This window comes from Pseudomonas sp. AC070, from assembly GCF_979258635.1.
Genome location: NZ_OZ409871.1, coordinates 3,231,538 through 3,251,492, shown reverse-complemented (window position 1 = coordinate 3,251,492; position 19,955 = coordinate 3,231,538). Strand labels below are relative to the sequence as shown.

Annotated in this window: 18 protein-coding genes and 3 tRNA genes; 17 read left to right on the top strand and 4 right to left on the bottom strand. The window is 62.5% G+C overall.

Translation table 11 applies throughout. The features are described from left to right. Positions 1-12: 12 nt before the first annotated feature. Positions 13-792, top strand: coding sequence for an SDR family oxidoreductase (locus ACZZ0Q_RS14605; RefSeq protein WP_463541800.1), 780 nt, complete (start codon positions 13-15; stop codon positions 790-792). A gap of 213 nt (positions 793-1,005) precedes the next feature. On the opposite strand, the gene gspD is transcribed toward ACZZ0Q_RS14605, so the two are convergent. Next, complete coding sequence (gene gspD / locus ACZZ0Q_RS14600; protein ID WP_463541801.1) at positions 1,006-2,967, bottom strand: type II secretion system secretin GspD; 1,962 nt, start codon at positions 2,965-2,967, stop codon at positions 1,006-1,008. A gap of 4 nt (positions 2,968-2,971) precedes the next feature. Beyond that, the gene (locus tag ACZZ0Q_RS14595) at positions 2,972-3,631 is read right to left on the bottom strand and encodes a type II secretion system protein N (protein ID WP_463541802.1); all 660 of its coding nucleotides are present in this window, start codon (positions 3,629-3,631) and stop codon (positions 2,972-2,974) included. A gap of 308 nt (positions 3,632-3,939) precedes the next feature. Between ACZZ0Q_RS14595 and gspE the strand changes: the two genes are divergently transcribed. From gspE to ACZZ0Q_RS14535, 12 genes are all read left to right on the top strand, one after another. Beyond that, a complete protein-coding gene (gene gspE, locus ACZZ0Q_RS14590) occupies positions 3,940-5,517 on the top strand; it encodes a type II secretion system ATPase GspE (protein ID WP_463541803.1) in 1,578 nt (525 codons plus the stop codon). Positions 5,518-5,562: 45 nt separating this feature from the next. Continuing rightward, a complete protein-coding gene (gene xcpS, locus ACZZ0Q_RS14585; protein WP_122497214.1) occupies positions 5,563-6,780 on the top strand; it encodes a GspF family T2SS innner membrane protein variant XcpS in 1,218 nt (405 codons plus the stop codon). A gap of 20 nt (positions 6,781-6,800) precedes the next feature. Further along, entirely contained in the window at positions 6,801-7,244 is a 444-nt protein-coding gene (gspG, locus tag ACZZ0Q_RS14580) for a type II secretion system major pseudopilin GspG (protein WP_463542324.1), read from the top strand. Between the two features lie 2 nt (positions 7,245-7,246). Further along, the gene (gene gspH, locus ACZZ0Q_RS14575) at positions 7,247-7,792 is read left to right on the top strand and encodes a type II secretion system minor pseudopilin GspH (RefSeq protein WP_463541804.1); all 546 of its coding nucleotides are present in this window, start codon (positions 7,247-7,249) and stop codon (positions 7,790-7,792) included. Next, positions 7,789-8,193, top strand: coding sequence for a type II secretion system minor pseudopilin GspI (gene gspI / locus ACZZ0Q_RS14570; RefSeq protein ID WP_463541805.1), 405 nt, complete (start codon positions 7,789-7,791; stop codon positions 8,191-8,193). The genes gspH and gspI overlap by 4 nt, the downstream gene beginning before the upstream one ends. After that, positions 8,190-8,897 carry a type II secretion system minor pseudopilin GspJ gene (gspJ, locus tag ACZZ0Q_RS14565; RefSeq protein WP_463541806.1) on the top strand — a complete coding sequence of 236 codons (708 nt, stop codon included), beginning with the start codon at positions 8,190-8,192 and terminating at the stop codon, positions 8,895-8,897. The genes gspI and gspJ overlap by 4 nt, the downstream gene beginning before the upstream one ends. Next, positions 8,894-9,883: a type II secretion system minor pseudopilin GspK gene (gene gspK / locus ACZZ0Q_RS14560; RefSeq protein WP_463541807.1), complete on the top strand. Its 990-nt coding sequence runs from the start codon at positions 8,894-8,896 to the stop codon at positions 9,881-9,883. The genes gspJ and gspK overlap by 4 nt, the downstream gene beginning before the upstream one ends. Beyond that, complete coding sequence (gene gspL, locus ACZZ0Q_RS14555) at positions 9,880-11,022, top strand: type II secretion system protein GspL (RefSeq protein WP_463541808.1); 1,143 nt, start codon at positions 9,880-9,882, stop codon at positions 11,020-11,022. The genes gspK and gspL overlap by 4 nt, the downstream gene beginning before the upstream one ends. Beyond that, positions 11,019-11,540 carry a type II secretion system protein M gene (locus ACZZ0Q_RS14550; RefSeq protein WP_463541809.1) on the top strand — a complete coding sequence of 174 codons (522 nt, stop codon included), beginning with the start codon at positions 11,019-11,021 and terminating at the stop codon, positions 11,538-11,540. Before gspL ends, ACZZ0Q_RS14550 begins: the two co-directional genes overlap by 4 nt. A gap of 136 nt (positions 11,541-11,676) precedes the next feature. Then, a tRNA-Val gene (locus tag ACZZ0Q_RS14545) sits at positions 11,677-11,752 on the top strand. A 31-nt stretch (positions 11,753-11,783) separates the two neighbouring features. After that, positions 11,784-11,860 (top strand) — tRNA-Asp (locus ACZZ0Q_RS14540). Between the two features lie 107 nt (positions 11,861-11,967). Continuing rightward, positions 11,968-12,044, top strand: a tRNA-Asp gene (locus tag ACZZ0Q_RS14535). A gap of 384 nt (positions 12,045-12,428) precedes the next feature. Here ACZZ0Q_RS14535 and ACZZ0Q_RS14530 read toward each other — a convergent pair. Further along, the gene (locus ACZZ0Q_RS14530; RefSeq protein ID WP_463541810.1) at positions 12,429-13,466 is read right to left on the bottom strand and encodes an AraC family transcriptional regulator; all 1,038 of its coding nucleotides are present in this window, start codon (positions 13,464-13,466) and stop codon (positions 12,429-12,431) included. 3 nt (positions 13,467-13,469) lie between these two features. Continuing rightward, positions 13,470-14,507, bottom strand: coding sequence for a carbon-nitrogen hydrolase family protein (locus ACZZ0Q_RS14525; protein WP_463541811.1), 1,038 nt, complete (start codon positions 14,505-14,507; stop codon positions 13,470-13,472). A gap of 224 nt (positions 14,508-14,731) precedes the next feature. Between ACZZ0Q_RS14525 and ACZZ0Q_RS14520 the strand changes: the two genes are divergently transcribed. From ACZZ0Q_RS14520 to ACZZ0Q_RS14505, 4 genes are all read left to right on the top strand, one after another. Then, positions 14,732-16,768 (top strand): oxidoreductase, encoded by a 2,037-nt coding sequence (locus ACZZ0Q_RS14520; protein WP_463560703.1) that lies wholly within the window; start codon positions 14,732-14,734, stop codon positions 16,766-16,768. Positions 16,769-16,946: 178 nt separating this feature from the next. Beyond that, positions 16,947-17,387 carry a nuclear transport factor 2 family protein gene (locus tag ACZZ0Q_RS14515; protein WP_463541812.1) on the top strand — a complete coding sequence of 147 codons (441 nt, stop codon included), beginning with the start codon at positions 16,947-16,949 and terminating at the stop codon, positions 17,385-17,387. Between the two features lie 231 nt (positions 17,388-17,618). Then, complete coding sequence (locus ACZZ0Q_RS14510; protein WP_463560702.1) at positions 17,619-18,986, top strand: chromosome partitioning protein ParA; 1,368 nt, start codon at positions 17,619-17,621, stop codon at positions 18,984-18,986. A gap of 3 nt (positions 18,987-18,989) precedes the next feature. Then, a complete protein-coding gene (locus ACZZ0Q_RS14505; protein WP_463541813.1) occupies positions 18,990-19,946 on the top strand; it encodes a 1-aminocyclopropane-1-carboxylate deaminase/D-cysteine desulfhydrase in 957 nt (318 codons plus the stop codon). Positions 19,947-19,955 lie beyond the last annotated feature (9 nt).

The following is a 19,955-nucleotide window of genomic DNA, read 5'->3' as shown; positions in this document are numbered from 1 at the left end:
CGGGCGTCGCTGATGGTCGAGTTGGAAGTGGAGCGCCCGCTGGCCAGCAACGGCAAGGTGGCCTTGGTCACTGGCGCCGCGCGTGGCATCGGCCTGGGCATCGCCGCCTGGCTGATCGCGGAAGGCTGGCAAGTGGTGCTGGCCGATACTGAGCGTGAACGCGGCGCCAAGGTCGCCAAAGCGCTTGGCGACAACGCCTGGTTTGTGGCGATGGACGTCAGCCAGGAAAGCCAAGTGGTTGAAGGCGTTGCGCAGGTGCTGGGCCAGTTCGGCCGGCTCGATGCGCTGGTCAACAACGCCGGTATCGCCGACCCGCACAACGCGCCGCTGGACAGCCTGGAGCTGGCGCAGTGGAATCGCGTGCTGGCCGTTAACCTCACGGGCCCGTTGCTGCTGGCCAAACACTGCGCGCCTTATCTGCGAGCGCATTACGGCGCCATCGTCAACATTGCCTCGACCCGTGCCCATCAAGCCGAAGCGGACACCGAAGCCTATTCGGCGAGCAAAGGTGGCTTATTGGCTCTGACCCGCGCGCTGGCCATCAGTTTGGGACCGGACATCCGCGTCAACGCCGTCAGCCCAGGCTGGATCGACGCCCGCGACCCCAGCGAACGCCGCGCCGCGCCATTGACCGACGCCGACCACGACCAACATCCCGCTGGCCGCGTAGGCACGGTTGAAGATGTGGCCGCGCAAGTGGCTTGGCTGCTCTCGGCGAGCGCCGGGTTTGTGACCGGGCAGGAGTTTGTGGTGGATGGCGGGATGACGTGCAAGATGATTTACGTCGAGTAACGTCTGCCGCTGGAGGTGGTGGCTTGCGCCTCGTCTTTATTTGAAAAGCATCGCGGCTAAAGCCGCTCCTACAGGAGCCTTCATCGGTTTTGGGAGCGACTTTTTTGATTTCGAGAGCATCGCGGCTGAAGCCGCTCCTACAGGAATCTGCATAGCCTGTGGGAGCGGCTTTAGCCGCGATGGGGTTTCCCAGACGACAACGAACGCGCCTGTTTACTGCGGCCGCAGATCAATCGCCGAATCGCCCTGACCATCAAACAGCTGCCCTGGCTTCTGCGGCAATATGCTCGGCCGTGCGCTATCCGCCGCGCCGCCTAATACGCGAATGTCGCTGTACTTCTTGCCCGAAAGCGCTGCCAAACCCGCGCCATCACGCACGACGCTCGGTCTGAGGAAGACCATCAAATTGCGCTTGGTATGGGCCTCTTTGGTTGAGCGAAAAAGCCGGCCCAGCCATGGGATATCGCCTAACAGCGGCACTTTCGAATCCGTCATGGTCACGTCGTCCTGAATCAGGCCGCCGAGCACAATCACCTGGCCGTCTTCGGCAAGGATGGTGCTTTTGATCGAGCGCTTGTTGGTGATCAAATCCACCGCCTGCGCAGACAGCGTGGCGCTGGGGGCAATTGAGGAAATCTCCTGTTCGATCTCCAGCCGCAGCGAGGCGCCGTCATTAATGTGCGGAGTGACCTTAAGCGTGACGCCGATATCTTTGCGTTCGATGGTCGTAAACGGATTGCTCGCGCCGTCGGTAGCGGTGGTGTACGAGCCGGTTTGGAAGGGCACGTTTTGGCCGACCAGAATCTCGGCTTTCTGGTTATCGAGCGTCAACAGGCTTGGCGTGGAGAGCAGGTTGCTTTTGCTGTTGGCCGACAACGCTGTTATCAGCGCGCCGAAGTTCTTGCTGCCAATTCCGATGATCGCGCCGTCGGGCAAGGTGTCGGGCACGGTGTCATCCTGGATGGCCTGCAGCACGGAACCGACGGAAAGCCCGGTGTTGCCGAAGTTCACGCCGCCGACGCCACCGGTGCCGCCCCGCGCATCCACCGCCCACTGCACGCCGAGCGCGTCGGTGATGTCGCCGGAAATCTCGACAATCGCTGCTTCCACCATTACCTGCGCGCGCGGTACGTCGAGTTGGTGCACGATGTCTTCGAGCATGGCAACGGTGTCAGGCTCGGCCAGCAATACCAGGGCGTTCAGGCTCTCGTCGGCACGAATCAGAATGTTCTGCGGCTTGCCGCCACCGGCTTCGGCAGTTCCGCCGCCAGCCGGGTTTTTAATCCCTTCGGAAATCTCGCCCAGCACGGTGGCCAATGCTTTGGCATCGTTATGCCGCAAACGAATGACCCGCGTGTTGGCGGAGCGGCTGCTGGGCGTGTCGAGGGATTTGGCCAGACCGACCATTCGCGCGCGGGCGGCGGGCGGGCCGATGAGAATCAGGCGGTTGGTGCGCGTGTCGGCAATCACCTGCGTACCGGCGGCCCCCTTGGCCTGCCCGTGCGCCACGCTGGCATTGAGCGCTTCGGCGGCATCGGTGACCCAGGCGTATTGCAGGTTGACCACGCTGTAGTCGTTGTTGCTCTTCTGATCCAACTGATGAATCAGGTCTTCGATGCGCGTGATGTTGGCGCTGCGGTCGCTGATGATCAGGGCGTTGGCCGAGGTCACCGCTGCCAGGTGGCCGTATTGCGGAACGAGTGGGCGAATCAATGGAATCAACTCGGCGACGTTGCCGTGCTGGACCTGAATCAGCCGCGTCTCCAGGCGATCCGGCGCAGCGCGACCAGTGTCGGCATCGGCCTTGGCTTCGGCATTCGGCACGATGCGCGCCTGGTCGCCCTGGGTAATCACGCTAAAACCGTGGGTGGCCATTACCGAGAGGAACAGCTGGTACACCTCGCTGAGATTCAGCGGCGCTTTGGACACCACGTTGACCTGGCCTTTGACGCGCGGATCGACCACAAAGGTTTGCCCGGTGATGTCAGCGATCTGGTCGACGAACTCGGCGATGTCGGCGTCTTTGAGGTTGATCGTCCAGCGTTCCTCGTTCTGCTGCTGTTCATCGCCGGCCGTGCCGTTCGCCGGTGTTATCGCGGCGCCAGCCGTGGCGCTGATGCTGAGCAGACCGCAGGCGAACAGGGCCAGGGTCAAGCGTGAAAGAGTCAATGGCATCGGCTTAATCGCTTTCCGTAGGCGGATCGGTAGGGAGGGGTTCGGTTGAGCGCGGCGCGGCAGGGGGCTCGGGTTCGTTCACCGGCTCCTGATCGGGTTCGTCCTGACCGCCAGCGCTTTCCATCTGTTGACGCAAGGCTTCCATGCGCTCTCGCAGTTGCTGTTCATCTTGCTGTTGCAGCGTGGACAGCTCGTCCACGGCGTCGTAGCTGCTGGGAAGCGGGCGGCTGGCCGGGGCGTTTTTGTTCTTGTTGAACATCAGCGTTTCGAGGCGGCCGTTGCGCTCGATTTCGACGCGATCGCGGTACACCGCATGCAGGCGGATGCCCTTGTCGATTTCGGCGCCCACGCCGAAGCGCAGCGGCTTGGCGTTTTCTCGTTGAATGATTGCGCTGGAGCTGCGCGCATCGCTGTGCACAAAGCTGCCGCGCAGGGTCAGGCGCAGGCTGGTGGCGGGGGGCGCGGTGGTTTGCGCGACGCGGGCGGGGCCGAAGAGGGTTTCTATACTGTCCAGGGCCGGTGCGCTGGAGAGTTCGCTCGCCTCATCGGTCTGCACGCTTACTTGGGTGCGGTTGAGTTGGAGCCATTCGATGGTTTGCGTGGCGAAACTCAAACTGATCAACAGGATCAACAACACGCCCAGCAATGTCGGGGCATTGTGCATCAGCCTGCGGAGGGTTTCGGGCACGGTCAAAGACGTTTCTCGCACTGTCGGATTTGCTGGCGGCCGATCATAGAGCAGCCAAGTGTTTTTACGCATCCACTTCGCGCTGTGGTCCTATTCTGTTTTATATGGCGGGGCGATGTGTTTTTTCGGCAGTGTGGTAAAGATAGCCGCCGTTGCACACTCTACGAGTCGCCTCGTCTAAAAATTGATAAAAAAACAGCAGCATGGCGAATGATCGTCATCCTTAATCTTGAACATGGGCGCTGAGCAGCAGCCCCTTCCACAATGCCAAGGTCGGATTACAGATGAACGTTTCTCCGGTGGAAACCGTGTCACGCCGTTTACCGTTCAGTTACGCCAAGCGTAATGGCGTGGTGTTGATGCTCGATAAAGACCAGGTGTGCCTGGGCTTTCGGCCGGCTGTAGAGATGGTCGCGCTGGCCGAAGCGCAACGGTTTGTCGGCCGCCGCTTGCCGTTGCGAGCGCTCAGCCCGGCCGATTTCGACCAGGCCATGGCGGCCGCCTATCAACATGATTCTGCGTCCATGCAACTGGCTGAAGACATCGGCGGGCGGCTAGACCTCGCTGCGCTGGCGGATCAGGTGCCCGAAACCGAAGACTTGATGGAGCAGGAAGACGACGCGCCGATCATTCGTTTGATCAACGCCATCCTCGGTGAATCGATCAAGGAAAACGCCTCCGACATTCACCTCGAAACCTTTGAAAAACGCTTGGTCGTGCGCTTTCGCGTCGACGGCGTGCTGCGCGAAGTGCTCGAGCCCAAACGCGAGTTGGCGGCGCTGTTGGTGTCTCGTATCAAGGTGATGGCGCGCCTGGATATCGCCGAGAAACGTGTGCCACAAGACGGTCGTATTTCCTTGCGCGTAGGCGGGCGGGAAGTGGACGTGCGGGTGTCGACGTTGCCCTCGGCCAACGGTGAGCGCGTGGTGTTGCGGCTGCTGGACAAACAAGCGGGGCGCTTGAGTTTGCAGCACTTGGGCATGTCCAGCCGCGACTGCCAACTAATGGAAAGCAGCGTGCGCAAACCGCACGGCATCATTCTGGTCACCGGCCCCACGGGCTCGGGGAAAACCACCACCTTGTACGCCAGCCTGGTTAGCCTGAACGACCGCACGCGCAACATTCTGACCGTCGAAGACCCTATCGAATATCACCTTGAAGGCATTGGCCAAACGCAGGTCAACACCAAGGTCGACATGACTTTTGCCCGCGGCCTGCGCGCCATCCTTCGGCAAGACCCGGACGTGGTCATGGTCGGCGAAATTCGCGACGCTGAAACCGCGCAAATTGCCGTGCAAGCCTCGCTCACCGGCCACCTGGTGCTCTCGACGTTGCACACCAACAGCGCGATTGGCGCCGTAACGCGCTTGGTGGATATGGGCGTTGAACCGTTTCTTTTGTCGTCCTCGCTGCTCGGTGTGTTGGCCCAGCGCCTGGTTCGTGTGCTCTGTCCGCACTGCAAAGAAGGCCTGCCAGTCACTGAAGCTGAAGCCCAGGTGCTGGGCGTGCGCAGCGGCGAAACGCCGGTCATTCATCACCCGCGCGGCTGCCCGGAATGCAAGCAGCAGGGCTATCGCGGGCGCACCGGTATTTATGAGTTGGTGGTGTTCGATGACCACATGCGCACGCTGGTCCACAGCGGCGCCGGCGAGCAGGAGATGACGCGGCACGCGCGCGGCAACGGCCCGAGCATTCGCGATGATGGCCGGCGCAAAGTGATGCAGGGCGTCACCAGCCTCGAAGAAGTGCTGCGCGTGACGCGAGAAGACGAAGCGCCGACCACTGCCGCTCAGCGGCGCGAACTATCTGCCAGCTCACCGAATCAACACCAACGTAGGGGCGAACGACGTGAAGACCGTTAAGTCCGTCGCCCGCGCTCTGACCGTCACCCAACCGGGCACATTCTGATGGCAGCGTTCGAATACCTTGCTCTGGACAATGCAGGGCGCCAGCAAAAGGGCGTGATGGAAGCCGACAGCGCGCGGCAAGTGCGGCAGATGCTGCGCGAAAAGCAACTGGCGCCGCTGCAAGTCAACGCCACGCGTACCCGCGAGCAGGCGAGTAACGACGGTCATTTCACCTTTGTGCGCGGGCTGTCTGCACGCGATCTGGCGATGCTCACGCGCCAGTTAGCCACCCTGATTCAAGCCGCATTGCCTATCGAAGAAGCGTTGCGCGCCGCCGCCGCTCAGGCCTCCGCACCGCGTGTGCAGGCGATGTTGCTGGCAGTGCGAGCGCGGGTGCTGGAAGGGCACAGCCTGGCGGCAGCGCTGAAAGAATTTCCTGCAGCATTCCCCGACCTGTACCGCGCCACCGTGGCAGCCGGCGAGCACGCCGGGCATTTGGGCCCGGTGCTCGAACAATTGGCCGACTACACCGAACAGCGCCAACAGTCGCGGCAGAAAGTACAGCTGGCGTTGTTGTACCCGCTGGTGCTGATGATCACCTCGCTGATCATCGTCGGCTTTTTGCTCGGCTATGTGGTGCCGGATGTGGTGCGGGTGTTTATCGATTCTGGGCAAACGCTGCCGGCCCTCACGCGCGGCCTCATCGCCCTCAGTGATGCGGTGAAAAGCTGGGGCTGGTTATTTGTACTGCTGGTGATTGCCGGTGGCTTTACCGCACGGTGGGCGCTGCGCGATGACAACGTCAAACGGCGCTGGCACGGCTTTCAATTGCGCCTGCCCTTGGTCGGCCGACTGGTGCGTGCCACCGACTGCGCGCGCTTCGCCTCGACCCTGGCCATTCTCACTCGCAGCGGCGTGCCGCTGGTGGAAGCGCTGAGCATTGGCGCCCAGGTGATATCCAATCGCGTGATCCGCGCCGACGTGGTCTTGGCCGCGCAAAAAGTCCGCGAGGGCGGCAGCCTTACCCGTGCCTTGGAAGCCAGCGGGCAGTTTCCGCCGATGATGCTGCACATGATCGCCAGCGGCGAACGCTCCGGCGAACTGGACCAGATGCTGGCCCGCACCGCGCGCAATCAGGAGGGCGACCTGGCCGCCCAGATCGCGCTGATGGTCGGCCTGTTCGAGCCTTTTATGCTGGTGTTTATGGGCGTTGTGGTGCTGCTCATCGTGCTGGCGATTCTTCTTCCAATTCTGTCTTTGAACCAACTAGTGGGGTGATCACGATGCAAACAAACGTCATGCAAAACGGGCTGCGACAACGGCAAAGCCAGCGCGGTTTTACCCTGATTGAAATCATGGTGGTGGTGGTGATTCTCGGCATTCTCGCGGCGCTGATCGTGCCTCAGGTAATGAGCCGGCCCGACCAGGCAAAAATCACCGTGGCCAAAGGCGACGTCAAAGGCATTAGCGCCGCGCTGGACATGTACAAACTCGACAACCACGCCTACCCGAGCACGCAGCAAGGCCTCGAAGCGTTGGTGAAAAAACCGAGCGGCAACCCCGCACCGAAAAACTGGAACGCTGACGGCTACCTCAAACGCGTGCCGGTCGACCCATGGGGCAACCCGTATCAATACCTCGCGCCGGGCAGCAAAGGCCCGTTCGATCTTTACTCCTTCGGCGCCGATGGCAAAGAAGGCGGCAGCGACAACGATGCAGATATTGGTAACTGGGATCAGTGAGTTTGAAGCGGCCGCAGGCCCTGGCCGGTTTCACGTTAGTGGAGCTGCTGGTGGTGCTGGTAATTCTGGGCACCCTGGTTGGGCTGGCGGTGCTCAGTACCGGCATCGCCGGCCCGGCGCGCGAGCTGCGTAACGAAGCCGAGCGGCTTAGCGGGTTGATTGGCGTGCTGGCCGATGAGGCCGTGTTGGACAACCGCGAATACGGCTTGTGGTTCGACGCTTCGTCCTATCAAGTGCTGCGCTACGAGCCCGGCAAAAACCGCTGGCAGCCGGTGGATCGCGCGCCGCACCAGTTGCCTGCTTATGCCGTGCTGACGGTCGAACTCGAAGGTGCCGCGCTGAAACTTCCCAGCCAACACGCTGAAGAAGACCAACCCAAAGACGCCGAGCGCAGCCCGCAAGTGCTGATTCTATCCAGCGGTGAACTCAGTCCCTTTCGCCTACAACTGGCCGAGAAGCGTGCGCAAGGCGCTCGCTTGCAGATGTCCACCGACGGCTTTCGCCTGCCAAAAGTCGAAGCGGCAGACGGCAAAGGAGCCGGTAAGTGAGCCGCTGCCGTGGCTTCACCTTGCTCGAAGTGCTAGTAGCCCTGGCGATATTTGCGTTGGTGGCGGCCAGCGTTCTGGGCGTTAGCGCCCGCAGCTTGCAGACGGCCGCGCGGCTTGAAGACAAAACCCTGGCCATGTGGATCGCCGACAACCAGCTCAGCGACATGCAATTGGCTCCCGCCGTGCCCGGCATCGGCAATCAGCAGGGACAGGTCGATTTCGCCAACCGCCAGTGGCAATGGCAAAGCACCGTCGAAGACACCAGCGAGCCAACCATGCGCCGCATCACCGTGTGGGTCGCCACGCGGGACGAGCGTGGGCGCGGGGGCGAAATCAAAGACCGCGCCGTCGCCAGCCTGGTCGGCTTTGTCACCACCGAGCCTATCGAGGCCGGACAATGAAGCGCTCGCGGGGTTTTACCCTGCTGGAACTGCTGATTGCCGTGGCCATCTTTGCGCTGCTGGCCTTGGCGACCTATCGCATGCTGAGCAGCGTGATGCAGGCCGACAGCGCCACGCGCAGTCACGAGCAACAATTGCGCGAACTGGTGCGCGGCATGGCCGCGTTCGAGCGTGATGTATTGCAAGCGGTGCCGCGCCCGGTGCGCGATCCGTTTGGCGATGAACGCGCCGCGTTGCGCGGTGAAGACGGCGACGCCACTGCTCTGGAATTCACCCGCACCGGCTGGCGCAATCCCATGGGCGCCGGTCGGTCGCGCTTGCAACGGGTGCGCTGGGAACTCAGCGGCGAGCAACTGCAACGCCGCTACTGGCCGGTGCTCGATCAAGCGCAAGACGGCCAGCCGCAGGTGCAAGCCGTGCTCGACGGCGTCACCCGCATGACGCTTCGCTACCTCGACCGCCAGGGCCAATGGCAAGCCAGTTGGCCGCCTGCCGACGGCAACGAAAGCGAGCGCCTGGAACAGTTGCCCAAAGCCTTGGAACTGGTGCTTGAACACCGGCGCTACGGCCAGATTCGCCGCGTGCTGCGCCTGCCCGATCTGCCCGCTGAAGGCAATCCTGGCGACGGTCAGAACCCGGATAATCCTGACGCCAACCCGGACGGCCAAAGCCCGGCGCCCGATGATTCGCAGGTGCCGGAATGAAGCGTCAACAGGGTGTGGCGCTGATCACCGTGCTGCTGGTCGTGGCGGTAGTCACTGTGGTGTGCGCCGGCATGATCGCCCGCCAACATGTTGCCATTCGCAGCAGCGCCAATCTGCTCGATACCCGTCAAGCCTGGCAGTACGCGCTGGGCGGCGAGACGCTGGCCAAGGCCGTGCTTAAACGCGATGCGCGCGGCGGCGACCCGCGTCAGTCGGTGGATCATCCTGGCGAGAACTGGGCCAAACCCATGCAGCCGTTCGCGCTGGACGAAGGTGGCGTGCTCAGCGTGCGCATCGAAGACCCCAGCGGCCGCTTTAACCTCAACAGCCTGGTGCGCCAGCAGCAAGTCGACGAACCCTCGGTGCTGCGCTTTCGCCGCCTGCTGCTGCGCCTGGACATCGCCACGCCCTATGCCGATCGTCTGGTGGACTGGCTCGACGTGGACCAGGAAGCCACCGGCAGCGAAGGCGCCGAAGACAATCAATACCTGCTCGCCAAGCCGGCCTATCGCGCCGCCAACCGTCGCCTGCAAGACGTCTCCGAGCTACGGTTATTGCTGGGCATGACCGAGGCCGACTTCCGCCGCCTGCAACCTTACGTAAGCGCCTTGCCAGCCGATGCGCCGTTGAACGTCAACACGGCTGGCGCCATGGTGCTGTCGTGCCTGGCCGACGGCCTGACGCCGGACCTGGCACAAGGGGTGGTACTGGCGCGTGGCAAAGAAGGCTTCGCTTCGGTGGACGCCTTTCTCGCGCAGCCCGGGCTGGCGGGGCAGGGTATCGACGGGCAAGGCTTGGCGGTCGGCACCGCGTATTTCCAAGTGATCAGCGAGGTGCGAATGGGTGATCGCCGGCAGGTGGTGGTGAGTAACATGCACCGAGATCAACAAGGGCGCGTGCGTGTCCTGGCGCGCGACCTTGGACAAGACGGGCTGATCGCCATTGGCGCGACCGCCCCCGCAACAAACGAGGAGCAGGCACGATGAGCCTGGTAACGATTTTTCTACCGGCGGCCGCTGCGGTGGCTGTCGACGAAACCCTGCCGGTGCATCGCATCCGCGCGGGTGTGCACGACCAGCTGTTGCTCGCCGAAGCGATGGTGGAGCTGGATGAACCGTGGCGCCTGGTGATTCCGGTGGAGGCTGTCACCGCCTGTGCCGTGGCGCTGCCCACGCAGAAAGCGCGCTGGCTGCGTCAGGCCTTGCCGTTTGCCGTGGAGGAATTGCTGGCCGAAGACGTCGAGCAATTTCACCTGGCCCTCGGCACACCGCTCGGCGACGGGCGTCACCGTATTGTCGCCGTACGCGCAGCCTGGCTGCAGGGCTGGCTCGCCGCGTGCCCGGTGGCGCCGGTGAGTATTCATGTCGATGCCGACTTGCTGCCTGACGTCGGCACCCAGATTTGCTGGCTTGGCGAGCGCTGGCTGCTGGGCGGCCAGTTGGCCACGCGTATGGCGGTGGCGCAGGACGATTGGCCGCAGATTGCCGACCAGTGCCCGTTGCCCTTGCACGCCATCGCGCCGCCGACCCAAGCCTTGCCGGACGGCATCGAAACCGCCCAGCGCGAAGAGGATGTGTACCTCTGGCTCGCCGCCCAAACGGCCGGCTGCAACCTGGCCCAAGGCGAACTGGCCAGTCGCGAAGACAGCCACGGCTGGAAACGCTGGCGCCCGGTGCTGGGGCTGGTGGGGTTATGGCTGGTGCTGCAATGGGGCTTCAACCTGGCGCAAGCGTGGCAGCTGCAACACAAGAGCGACACCATCGCCGCTGCCAACGCGGCGCTGTATCGCGAGTTGTTTCCGCAGGACAGCAAGCTGGTGAATCTGCGTCACCAACTCGACGAACACCTAAGCCAAGGCCGCACGGCCGGGGGCAGTCGCTTTCTTGCTTTGATGGATCTGGCCAGCACCGCTGTGCAAGCAGACGGCGGTTTGGTGCGCGTTCAACAGTTGGACTTCAGCGACACCCGTGGCGACCTCGCGCTGCAGCTGCAAGCGCCTGACTTCAGCGCGCTGGAGCGCCTGCGCCAACGCCTGGCAGATGCCGGTTTGCCCGTGCAACTGGGCTCGGCGAGTCGGGAAAACAACGGCGTTAGCGCCCGGTTAGTCGTAGGAGGGCAGGGATGAATACCGCCACGTTTAGAACGCAACTGCTCGACCGCTGGCAGCGCTCACCACTGCAACGGCGCTGGTCCACTCTGGCGCCGCGTGAGCGTTTGGCGCTCGGTCTGATGGTTATTTGCGTGCTCGGCGCGCTGCTCTATATCAGCTTCTGGCAGCCCGCCCAGCATCGCCTGCACAACGCCCGCGAAGCGCTCGCGCAGCAATTGGAACTGAGCGGCTACCTGCAAGCCAAAGCCCCGCAAGCCCGTGCCTTGGTGGAAAAACCCACCACCAGCCTGGCGCCGGAACAGCTGCAAGGGTATGTCACCAGCAGTGCAGCGGCCGCCCAGCTGACCATCGAACGCCTCGACAGCTCCGGTGATGGCAGCTTGCAAGTGAACCTGCAACCGGTGGCCTTCAACGTACTGCTGCGGTGGTTCCAGGAGCTTGAAGGGCAGGGCGTACGAATTGACGAGGCGGGCATGGACCGCAATGAAGAAGGTTTGGTGACAGCGCGGTTGACATTGCGGGTTGGGCAATGACGTTGGGCTTTGCCTTCGGCTCAACCCAACCTACGGCTCAGCGAAAACATAGCCGATTGATTAATTTCAGAAAATTTCTATACAGGGTGTTGACTTAGGTATGCCCCCCGCGTAAATTTCGCGCCTCGCAAGCAAGGGGTGATTAGCTCAGCTGGGAGAGCATCTGCCTTACAAGCAGAGGGTCGGCGGTTCGATCCCGTCATCACCCACCACTTGTGAAACCGGACGAAAGTCCACCGACGCGCAGCGGTAGTTCAGTCGGTTAGAATACCGGCCTGTCACGCCGGGGGTCGCGGGTTCGAGTCCCGTCCGCTGCGCCATTATTTGCCAAGTTCGACGTTGTCAGGCTTGAGATCAGAAGCCAACCAGGGCTTTACGATCAGACGCAGCACGCATCACGTTGTATAGGACGAAAGTCCACCGACACGCAGCGGTAGTTCAGTCGGTTAGAATACCGGCCTGTCACGCCGGGGGTCGCGGGTTCGAGTCCCGTCCGCTGCGCCATATACGAAACCCTTGGATCGAAAGGTCCAAGGGTTTTTTATTGGCTGCGATTTAATGATTGGCCGCTTGGGTTCGTTCATCTGTTAGTCATCTGCGGGTTTTAGGCTTGGCCTTGACCCGAACGAAGATAGAGCGAGCACAAGCAAATGGACGAGTACCAAGAAGAGTTGTTGGAATACCGCGCGGCTGAGCAGGATGAGCCGGCTGAATTAGTGGAAGACGCTACAGAGCTTTAAATCTGCGCCGGCTTCCCCCCTCACCCTAGCCCTCTCCTCGAGGGGCGAGGGGACTAAAAGCAAATCGCGTTAGTCAGCAGAAAGGCGATTGGCTCCCCTCGCCCGCGAGCGGGAGAGGGGCTGGGGGTGAGGGCCGGGCAAAACGCGATCATCCCGCCTTACGCTGCGCCTTCCTGAACTCCCCCGGCGTCTGCCCGTTCCAGCGTTTGAACGCCCGTTGAAACGCCTCCGCCGAAGCGAATCCGAGCAGATACGCAATTTCCCCAAACGCCAATTCCGTGTCGCGGATATACGCCATGGCCAGGTCGCGGCGGGTGTCGTTGAGGATGGCGCGGTACTGCGTGCCTTCTTCGGCCAGCTTGCGCCGCAAAGTCCAGGTCGGCAGTTGCAGGCGGTTGGCGACTTCTTCCAGGTCCGGCTCGCGGCCGTTTAGCAGCGGCCCGAGCAGCTGGCTGATGCGCTCGCGCAGGCTGCGGGTGCGGGTCAGTTGCTCCAGTTCTCGCTCGCAAATGTCCAGCAGGTGCCGCCATGTGCTCGGGCAGTGTTCGGGGTTGCGCAAGGCAAGCGTGGCCTGGTTCAGGCGCAGTTGATTGGTGGCGCTGGCGAACTCCACGGCGCAGCCAAACAGCTCGCCGTAGCGTTCGGCGTAAGGCGTGGCGGGGAATTCGATGTCGACTTTTTCCACGTCCAGGCGCTGTCCGGCCAGCGCGCCCAGTTGCGCTGCCCAGCCGGCCAATACCGAGTCGACGACGAAGCGGTTGTAGGCGTTATAAGGGTTGATCGAGTAGAAGCGCAGCCAGGCGCCACGGGTGTCTTCGTGAAAGCTCGATTGGCCTCGGTAGTTGTAGGCGTACAGCGGCTCGAAGCGAATCAGGGCACGGGCTGCCTCGCGCACGGTCGGGGCCTGAGCGGCGGTGACGCCGGCCAACCCAACCTGGCTCAGGCGCGTGTGCACGCCCATGCTCAAGCCCAGCGCTGAATCGCCGGTCAGTTGAATCGCGGCATGGCCCAAACGCATGTAGCGCGGAATCGACAACCGCGCCCGCGCCTCAGCCAGGCGCGCCGTATCGAGCCCGTATTGCTCAAGCAACGGCAGCGGATCGTGCCCGGCATCGCGCACGGCATCAGCCAGGCCATGTACAAAGCCGACCGACAAATCCCCCAGCCGAACCCGTACCGGCTTCATGGCTTACAGCCAGATATTCAGCAGCCGGCCACCGGGCCCGCCGCTGTCGTCGAGCGTGCTCACGGCCTGGTCTTGCATCAGCAGACTGTGGCCGTCGCTGCGCAGGTCCCAGAACTGGCCATGGAGAAAAACCGTCATGCCCAGGCGTGCGCTGCTGCCGTCCACTGGCGGCGTCGAACTGTCTGAGCGAGTGGCCATTTGAAAAGCCGGAACCACGAGCAATTGCACGCCTTGTTTGCTCAGGTCGGCAAACGCATCGGCGCGCTGGCTGTCGCTACCCAGCACCACGGCCAAGCGCCCAGCTGGCGTTTCGATCACCTGAAGCTCGCGCGGTGCGGCGGCGACAAAACCCAGTTCATCGGCGCTGGGATACGCCTTGCGTTGAGGCTGCCCCAGCGGTGCACCGTCGCTGCCAAATACCAGGCTGACGTTGTACAGCGGGCCGCTGCCGACCACCAATTGGCCGTCTTCCACGCTCGGCTCGGGCAGCACGATCGAGCCGGCCACCAGGGTGATGCCGAAATCTTTGGCCAGGCCGCCAAACACCGTTTGGTAGTCGCGCGCCATGTGCTCGCCCTGCATGCGCAGCAGGGCGTCGTGCAAGCGGTTTTCACCTTTGGCGAATAGCAGCGCGCGGCTGAGTTTCAGTGGATTGCTCGCCGCCAGCCAGGCCATTGCGCGGTTGACCGTGTGCGCCTGATACACCTCCACTTTCTCGCCGCTGATCACCAGGCCCGTGCCGATATGTTCGGGCAGCACGGCGACGGTTTTGCCATTGAGCAAGCCGGCTTCGTTGGCCTTGTGCAGGTAGGCGGCGAGCTTCAAGCGCAGCAGCTCGGCGCTGTGGTAGTCGCCGGAATACAGCTGCGGCTGAATGCCCAGCAGATTGCCGTTGGTGCCCGGCTGGCCCTGATTGAGCGCCACTTCGCTGCGAAGGTCGGACAGGTAATGGGCCTCGGACGGCAAATCGGTCCACAGCGCATAAGCGCCGAGCAGAACGATGGTGGAGGAGGCGAGGGCGTTGCCGAATAGTCTGCGCATGGTCGTCGGGATGCGAAATGAGGCCATAAGGGTAGGGGGCGCAGCGGCGCTTGCCAAGTTGCGCTGCGCGTTTGGATCAATAACTTGTCACTTTGGATCATTGAGAGGGCGCGGCGCGCTCTTTATCGTTCGCTCACAACTGACCGCCGCCCACGCTTTCGACCAGAAAGCCAATCCATGAGGCAGCGGCATTCCGTGCACTAACCCCCGATGTGGAGCTTGCTATGACCGTCGCCCAATTCCCCCACCTGTTGGCCCCGCTGGACCTGGGTTTCACCACCCTGCGTAACCGCACCCTGATGGGCTCCATGCACACCGGGCTGGAAGAAAAACCGGGCGGCTTCGAACGCATGGCGGCCTACTTCGCCGAGCGCGCATTGGGCGGCGTTGGCCTGATGGTCACCGGCGGCATTGGCCCGAACGTGGAAGGTGGCGTGTATTCCGGCGCGGCCAAGCTGAGCACCCCGGAAGAAGCCGAGCAGCACCGCATTGTTACCCGCGCCGTGCACGAAGCGGGCGGCAAGATCTGCATGCAGATTCTCCACGCCGGCCGTTATGCCTATAGCCCGAAATCGGTAGCGCCGAGCGCCATTCAAGCGCCGATCAACCCGTTCAAGCCCCATGAGCTGGACGAAGAGGGCATCGAAAAGCAGATCGCCGATTTCGTCAATTGCTCCAGCCTCGCCCAAGTGGCCGAATACGACGGCGTTGAAATCATGGGCTCCGAGGGTTATTTCATTAACCAATTCCTCGCCGCCCACACCAACCAGCGCACCGACCGCTGGGGGGGCAGCTACGAAAACCGCATGCGCCTGCCGGTGGAAATCGTGCGCCGCGTGCGTGAAGCGGTAGGCCCGAACTTCATCATTATTTATCGCCTGTCGATGCTCGACCTGGTGGAAGGCGGCAGCACCTGGGACGAAATCGTCACCCTGGCCAAAGCCATCGAAAAGGCCGGCGCCACCATCATCAACACCGGTATCGGCTGGCACGAAGCGCGTATCCCCACCATCGCCACCAAAGTGCCGCGCGCAGCGTTCACCAAAGTGACGGCCAAACTGCGTGGTGAAGTCAGCATTCCGCTGATCACCACCAACCGCATCAACACCCCGGAAGTGGCCGAGCAAGTGCTGGCCGATGGCGACGCCGACATGGTGTCCATGGCTCGCCCGTTCCTCGCCGACCCGGAATTCGTCAACAAGGCCGCGCAAGGTCGCAGCGACGAAATCAACACCTGCATCGGCTGCAATCAGGCCTGCCTGGACCACACCTTCGGCGGCAAACTCACCACCTGCCTGGTCAACCCGCGCGCCTGCCACGAAACCGAGCTGAACTACATTCCCACCGCAGCCGTGAAGAAAATTGCCGTGGTCGGCGCTGGTCCGGCGGGGCTTTCTGCTGCCACCGTAGCGGCGGAGCGCGGCCACAGAGTGACCCTGTTCGACTCGGCCAGCGAAATCGGCGGCCAGTTCAACATTGCCAAGCGTGTGCCGGGCAAAGAAGAGTTCTACGAAACCATTCGCTACTTCGGCCGCAAGCTGCAAACCACCGGCGTTGATCTTCAACTGAACACCCGCGTCAGCGTTGATGACCTGGTTAAAGGCGGCTTTGACGAGATTATTCTGGCCACCGGCATCGCCCCGCGCACACCGGCCATTCCGGGCATCGACCACCCGAAAGTGATCAACTACCTCGACGCCATCTTGCAGCGCAAACCGGTTGGCCAGAAGGTGGCCGTGATTGGCGCCGGCGGCATTGGTTTCGACGTGTCGGAATTCATCGTTCACCAAGGCGACGCCACCAGCCAGGACCGCGATGCGTTCTGGAAAGAGTGGGGCATCGACAAGGCCCTGGAAGCGCGCGGCGGTATCGCCGGCATCAAAGCAGAAGTGCACGCTCCGGCGCGCGACGTGTTCCTGCTGCAACGCAAGAAAACCAAAGTGGGCGATGGCCTGGGCAAAACCACCGGCTGGATCCACCGCACCGGCTTGAAAAACAAGAACGTGCAAATGCTCAACAGCGTGGAGTACCTCAGCGTTGATGACGCCGGTTTGCACATCCGCATTGCCGAAGGTGAGCCGCAGCTTTTGCCGGTCGACACCATCATCATCTGCGCCGGCCAAGACCCATTGCGTGAACTGCAGGAAGGCCTGGAAGCGGCCGGGCAAGTGGTGCATTTGATTGGTGGCGCGGACGTGGCGGCGGAGCTGGATGCCAAGCGTGCGATCAACCAGGGTTCGCGTTTGGCTGCAGCGCTGTAATCGATCTGCTCCCTCTCCCTCTCCCGCTTGCGGGAGAGGGCTGTTTCTGCTGTTTCTGTGGGAGCGGCTTTAGCCGCGATGCTTTTGATTGTTTTAAAGGCATCGCGGCTAAAGCGGATCGCCGCCCGGCCGGTCCTACAGGAGGTGTGTATTCCCCGAAAACAAAAAAGGAGTTGCCATGACCACTTCCGCCCTAAGTTCCAATCCCGCCGTCACTGCTGCCCTCGAGCAGTGGCACCACATGATCGCCAGCAAAAGCCTCAAGGCGCTGCCCGAGTTGCTGGATGCCAAGGCGGTGTTTCGTTCGCCCATGGCCTACAAACCGTACGAGGGCGCGCAGATGGTCAATGTGATTCTGAATACCGTGATTCAGGTGTTCGAGAACTTCGAATACCACCGCGAGCTGGTCAGCGCCGACGGCCTGAATGTGGTGCTGGAGTTCAGCGCCACGGTCGGCGAGCGTCAGCTCAAGGGCATCGACATGGTGCGTTTCAACGAGGACGGCAAAATCGTCGACTTCGAAGTCATGGTTCGCCCCATGAGCGGCCTGCAAGCGCTGGGTGATGAGATGGGCAAACGCCTGGCGCCGTTCCTGGCCAAGGCCAAAGCCTCGGCTTAATACCGCAAACCTGACCGCTTGTACCGATTCCGTCACACTTTCATGTCAGCGCCTGCTCACCAGGCGCCCGGCATGGGTGACTGCCAACCCAGTCACATTGCCGTCGATACTTTTTACCCTAGACTTGAGCCAAATGTAGGAATACGCCTACTTTCTCGCCGTGCGCGCAGAAAAATTTGAGCGTATTCATAAGCGCGAAAGTCGCCATGTATCTGGGTTAGGGGTTCGTTGATGAGCATGCAGATCAAGCCGCAAATGGTTGAAGCCGTAATGTTCTTCAGTGAACGCGGTATCTGCAAAGAAATGCTGTACCCCGAATTCGAGGCTTTGCTCGACGGCGTGGTCAACATGCCGGAGTTCAGAGACCAGCAAATGCGCGTGGCCTACGTGCTGATCAACCCGCGCTTGCTGGTACGCGCGGCGGTGTTTTTTTTCCTCGACTTCGACGAACGCGGCTCGCCCGACAGCGGCTGGAACATTCCGCTGCGTCACCTGGCCGAACGCTCCGGCCGTGGCCCGGACCTAGGCGCCGGCCCCATTCGTTTGGCCTGCCGCAGCCAGTGCCCGGTGTCGTGGCACCAAATGCATTTGTGGGATCCCAACCTGGTGCCGGGTCAGAACGATCTGGTGTTGCTGCGCGATACTGTGCGGCGCAATCAGCTTGGCTTGTTGGTAGAAGACGATTCCGGCCAGAGCGTTGCCCCGGAGCGTCTGCAACTGGCCCCGGAAGATCAGTGGCACGCGCCGGATCCGGCCAAGGAAGCGGCCGATCAAGTCGCGGAGAAAATCGAGCAGGAACACCGGCTCAAAACCGCCCAGCTCATCAAGCAGCAGCGCCTGCGCATCAGCAGCCAAACCCAGCAGTACGAAGAAGAGCTGGCCAAGCTCAAGCTCGCCGCCGCGCAAGACACGCAAACCATGCTCGGGCAGATTCAGAGCCTGCATCAGGCGCTGCGCCAGCAAGAAGAATTGAACGTCAGCCTGAAATCGCAGTTGGCTGCCCAGGCCGACACCTTTCAGAAAAACCGCGAGGAAATGACCGAGCAACTGCGCGCCATCGAGCGTCACGGGCGTGCCGAGGCGGACATTCTGCGGGCGCAATTCGACAGCGAGCTGCAAGCGCGAATTTCCTCCGCTGTGGTCGAGTACAAAGAGCAGATCGCCATTCGTGACGTAGAGCTGGCCTACCGCAACGAGCTGGACACCCAATTGGAAGAAGAGGTCGAGCGCCTGAAGAAAGAGCGCGACGCCTTTGCCAGCCAGGGCGGCGAGCAGATTTTGGAGCGCCTGTCGAAACTCGGCGTGGTGTTTGTGGTGTATCACCCGGGCGCCGGCCACCTGACCATTCCGCTGCAAGACATCGCCCGCTACCAAGACAACCCCATGGCCTACGCGGCGGCCAAATGCTTTGTCGCCGAGCCGCAGTATCGCCAGTGGCTGGCCCATTACGAAAAACCCAGCTGCGACGCCAGCTTGCCGAACGGTGATCGCTGCGGCATTCCCCTGGACCGCATCGACACGCCGAGCCGCTTTGTTATCGGCGACTCCAACTGCTGCGCCCGCCACAAAGCCGGTGCCCGCTTGCGGACTGTCAGCTAACCCTTGTCCCTCGACGTTTCCCTTTGGTCACCCCAGGCGCCGCTCCAGCGCCTGGTTACGCCGTGGCTGCAAGAAGCCGGCGTGCACGTGGCGGTGCTGCGCCTTGATGAAATCGACCCGCTGATCAGCGGCAACAAATGGTTCAAGTTGCGCCACCACCTCAGCGCGGCTGCGGCGGCTGGCGCGCGCGGGGTCATCAGCCTGGGCGGCGCTCACTCCAATCACCTGCATGCGCTGGCGGCTGCGGGGCAACGTTTCGGCTTTCCCACCATCGGTCTGCTGCGCGGCGATGCGCTCGACACGCCCACCGTGCGCGACCTTCAAGCCTGGGGCATGTCGCTGCACTGGCTTGGCTACGGCGGCTATCGGCAACGGCATCAGCCGGACTTCTGGAACCAGTGGCTCGCCCAATATCCCGGTTTCTACCCGATCCCCGAAGGCGGTGGCGGCTTGCCCGGCGCGCTGGGTTGCATGGGCTTGCGCGAGATGGTGCAGGCGCAGCTGGCGAGCATCGGTTGGGATGACTTCGACGCCTGGTGGCTGGCCGTCGGCACCGGCACCACCCTGGCTGGGCTGGTTCTGGCCGAGCAAGGCCAGCGGCGCGTGTACGGGGCGTCGGCGGTGCCGGCGGGGCATGGTGTGGAGGCGAACCTTCGGCACATCTTCGAACAGGCTGGTTACGCAGGTGACGGGTACGACGTGCTGCAAGCGAGTCGATCAGGCTTTGCTAAGGTCGATGAAGCGTTAACGGCATTCATCAGCCAGACTGAGCGCGAGGGCGAATTGCCGTTGGAAGCGATTTACACCGGCAAGGCCCTAATGGCGTTGCGCCTGCACGTGGCGGCCGGTAACGTGGCGCGCGGCACTCGCCTGCTGTTCGTCCACCCCGGCGGTTTGCAGGGCCGCCGCGCCACGCAAGTGAACATTGCCCGCCCGTTGCACGAGCCCTTTCATGAGTAGCCGCCTTCC

Excerpts from the sequence above, each read along its gene's own strand:
- ACZZ0Q_RS14520 (WP_463560703.1), top strand. The coding sequence starts at position 14,732 with ATGACCGTCGCCCAATTCCCCCACCTGTTGGCCCCGCTGGACCTGGGT.
- ACZZ0Q_RS14595 (WP_463541802.1), bottom strand. The coding sequence starts at position 3,631 with ATGCACAATGCCCCGACATTGCTGGGCGTGTTGTTGATCCTGTTGATC.
- ACZZ0Q_RS14550 (WP_463541809.1), top strand. The coding sequence starts at position 11,019 with ATGAATACCGCCACGTTTAGAACGCAACTGCTCGACCGCTGGCAGCGC.
- gspK (WP_463541807.1), top strand. The coding sequence starts at position 8,894 with ATGAAGCGTCAACAGGGTGTGGCGCTGATCACCGTGCTGCTGGTCGTG.
- gspE (WP_463541803.1), top strand. The coding sequence starts at position 3,940 with ATGAACGTTTCTCCGGTGGAAACCGTGTCACGCCGTTTACCGTTCAGT.
- ACZZ0Q_RS14510 (WP_463560702.1), top strand. The coding sequence starts at position 17,619 with ATGAGCATGCAGATCAAGCCGCAAATGGTTGAAGCCGTAATGTTCTTC.
- xcpS (WP_122497214.1), top strand. The coding sequence starts at position 5,563 with ATGGCAGCGTTCGAATACCTTGCTCTGGACAATGCAGGGCGCCAGCAA.
- ACZZ0Q_RS14605 (WP_463541800.1), top strand. The coding sequence starts at position 13 with ATGGTCGAGTTGGAAGTGGAGCGCCCGCTGGCCAGCAACGGCAAGGTG.
- gspL (WP_463541808.1), top strand. The coding sequence starts at position 9,880 with ATGAGCCTGGTAACGATTTTTCTACCGGCGGCCGCTGCGGTGGCTGTC.
- ACZZ0Q_RS14530 (WP_463541810.1), bottom strand. The coding sequence starts at position 13,466 with ATGAAGCCGGTACGGGTTCGGCTGGGGGATTTGTCGGTCGGCTTTGTA.
- gspJ (WP_463541806.1), top strand. The coding sequence starts at position 8,190 with ATGAAGCGCTCGCGGGGTTTTACCCTGCTGGAACTGCTGATTGCCGTG.
- gspD (WP_463541801.1), bottom strand. The coding sequence starts at position 2,967 with ATGCCATTGACTCTTTCACGCTTGACCCTGGCCCTGTTCGCCTGCGGT.
- gspG (WP_463542324.1), top strand. The coding sequence starts at position 6,801 with ATGCAAAACGGGCTGCGACAACGGCAAAGCCAGCGCGGTTTTACCCTG.
- ACZZ0Q_RS14525 (WP_463541811.1), bottom strand. The coding sequence starts at position 14,507 with ATGCGCAGACTATTCGGCAACGCCCTCGCCTCCTCCACCATCGTTCTG.
- ACZZ0Q_RS14515 (WP_463541812.1), top strand. The coding sequence starts at position 16,947 with ATGACCACTTCCGCCCTAAGTTCCAATCCCGCCGTCACTGCTGCCCTC.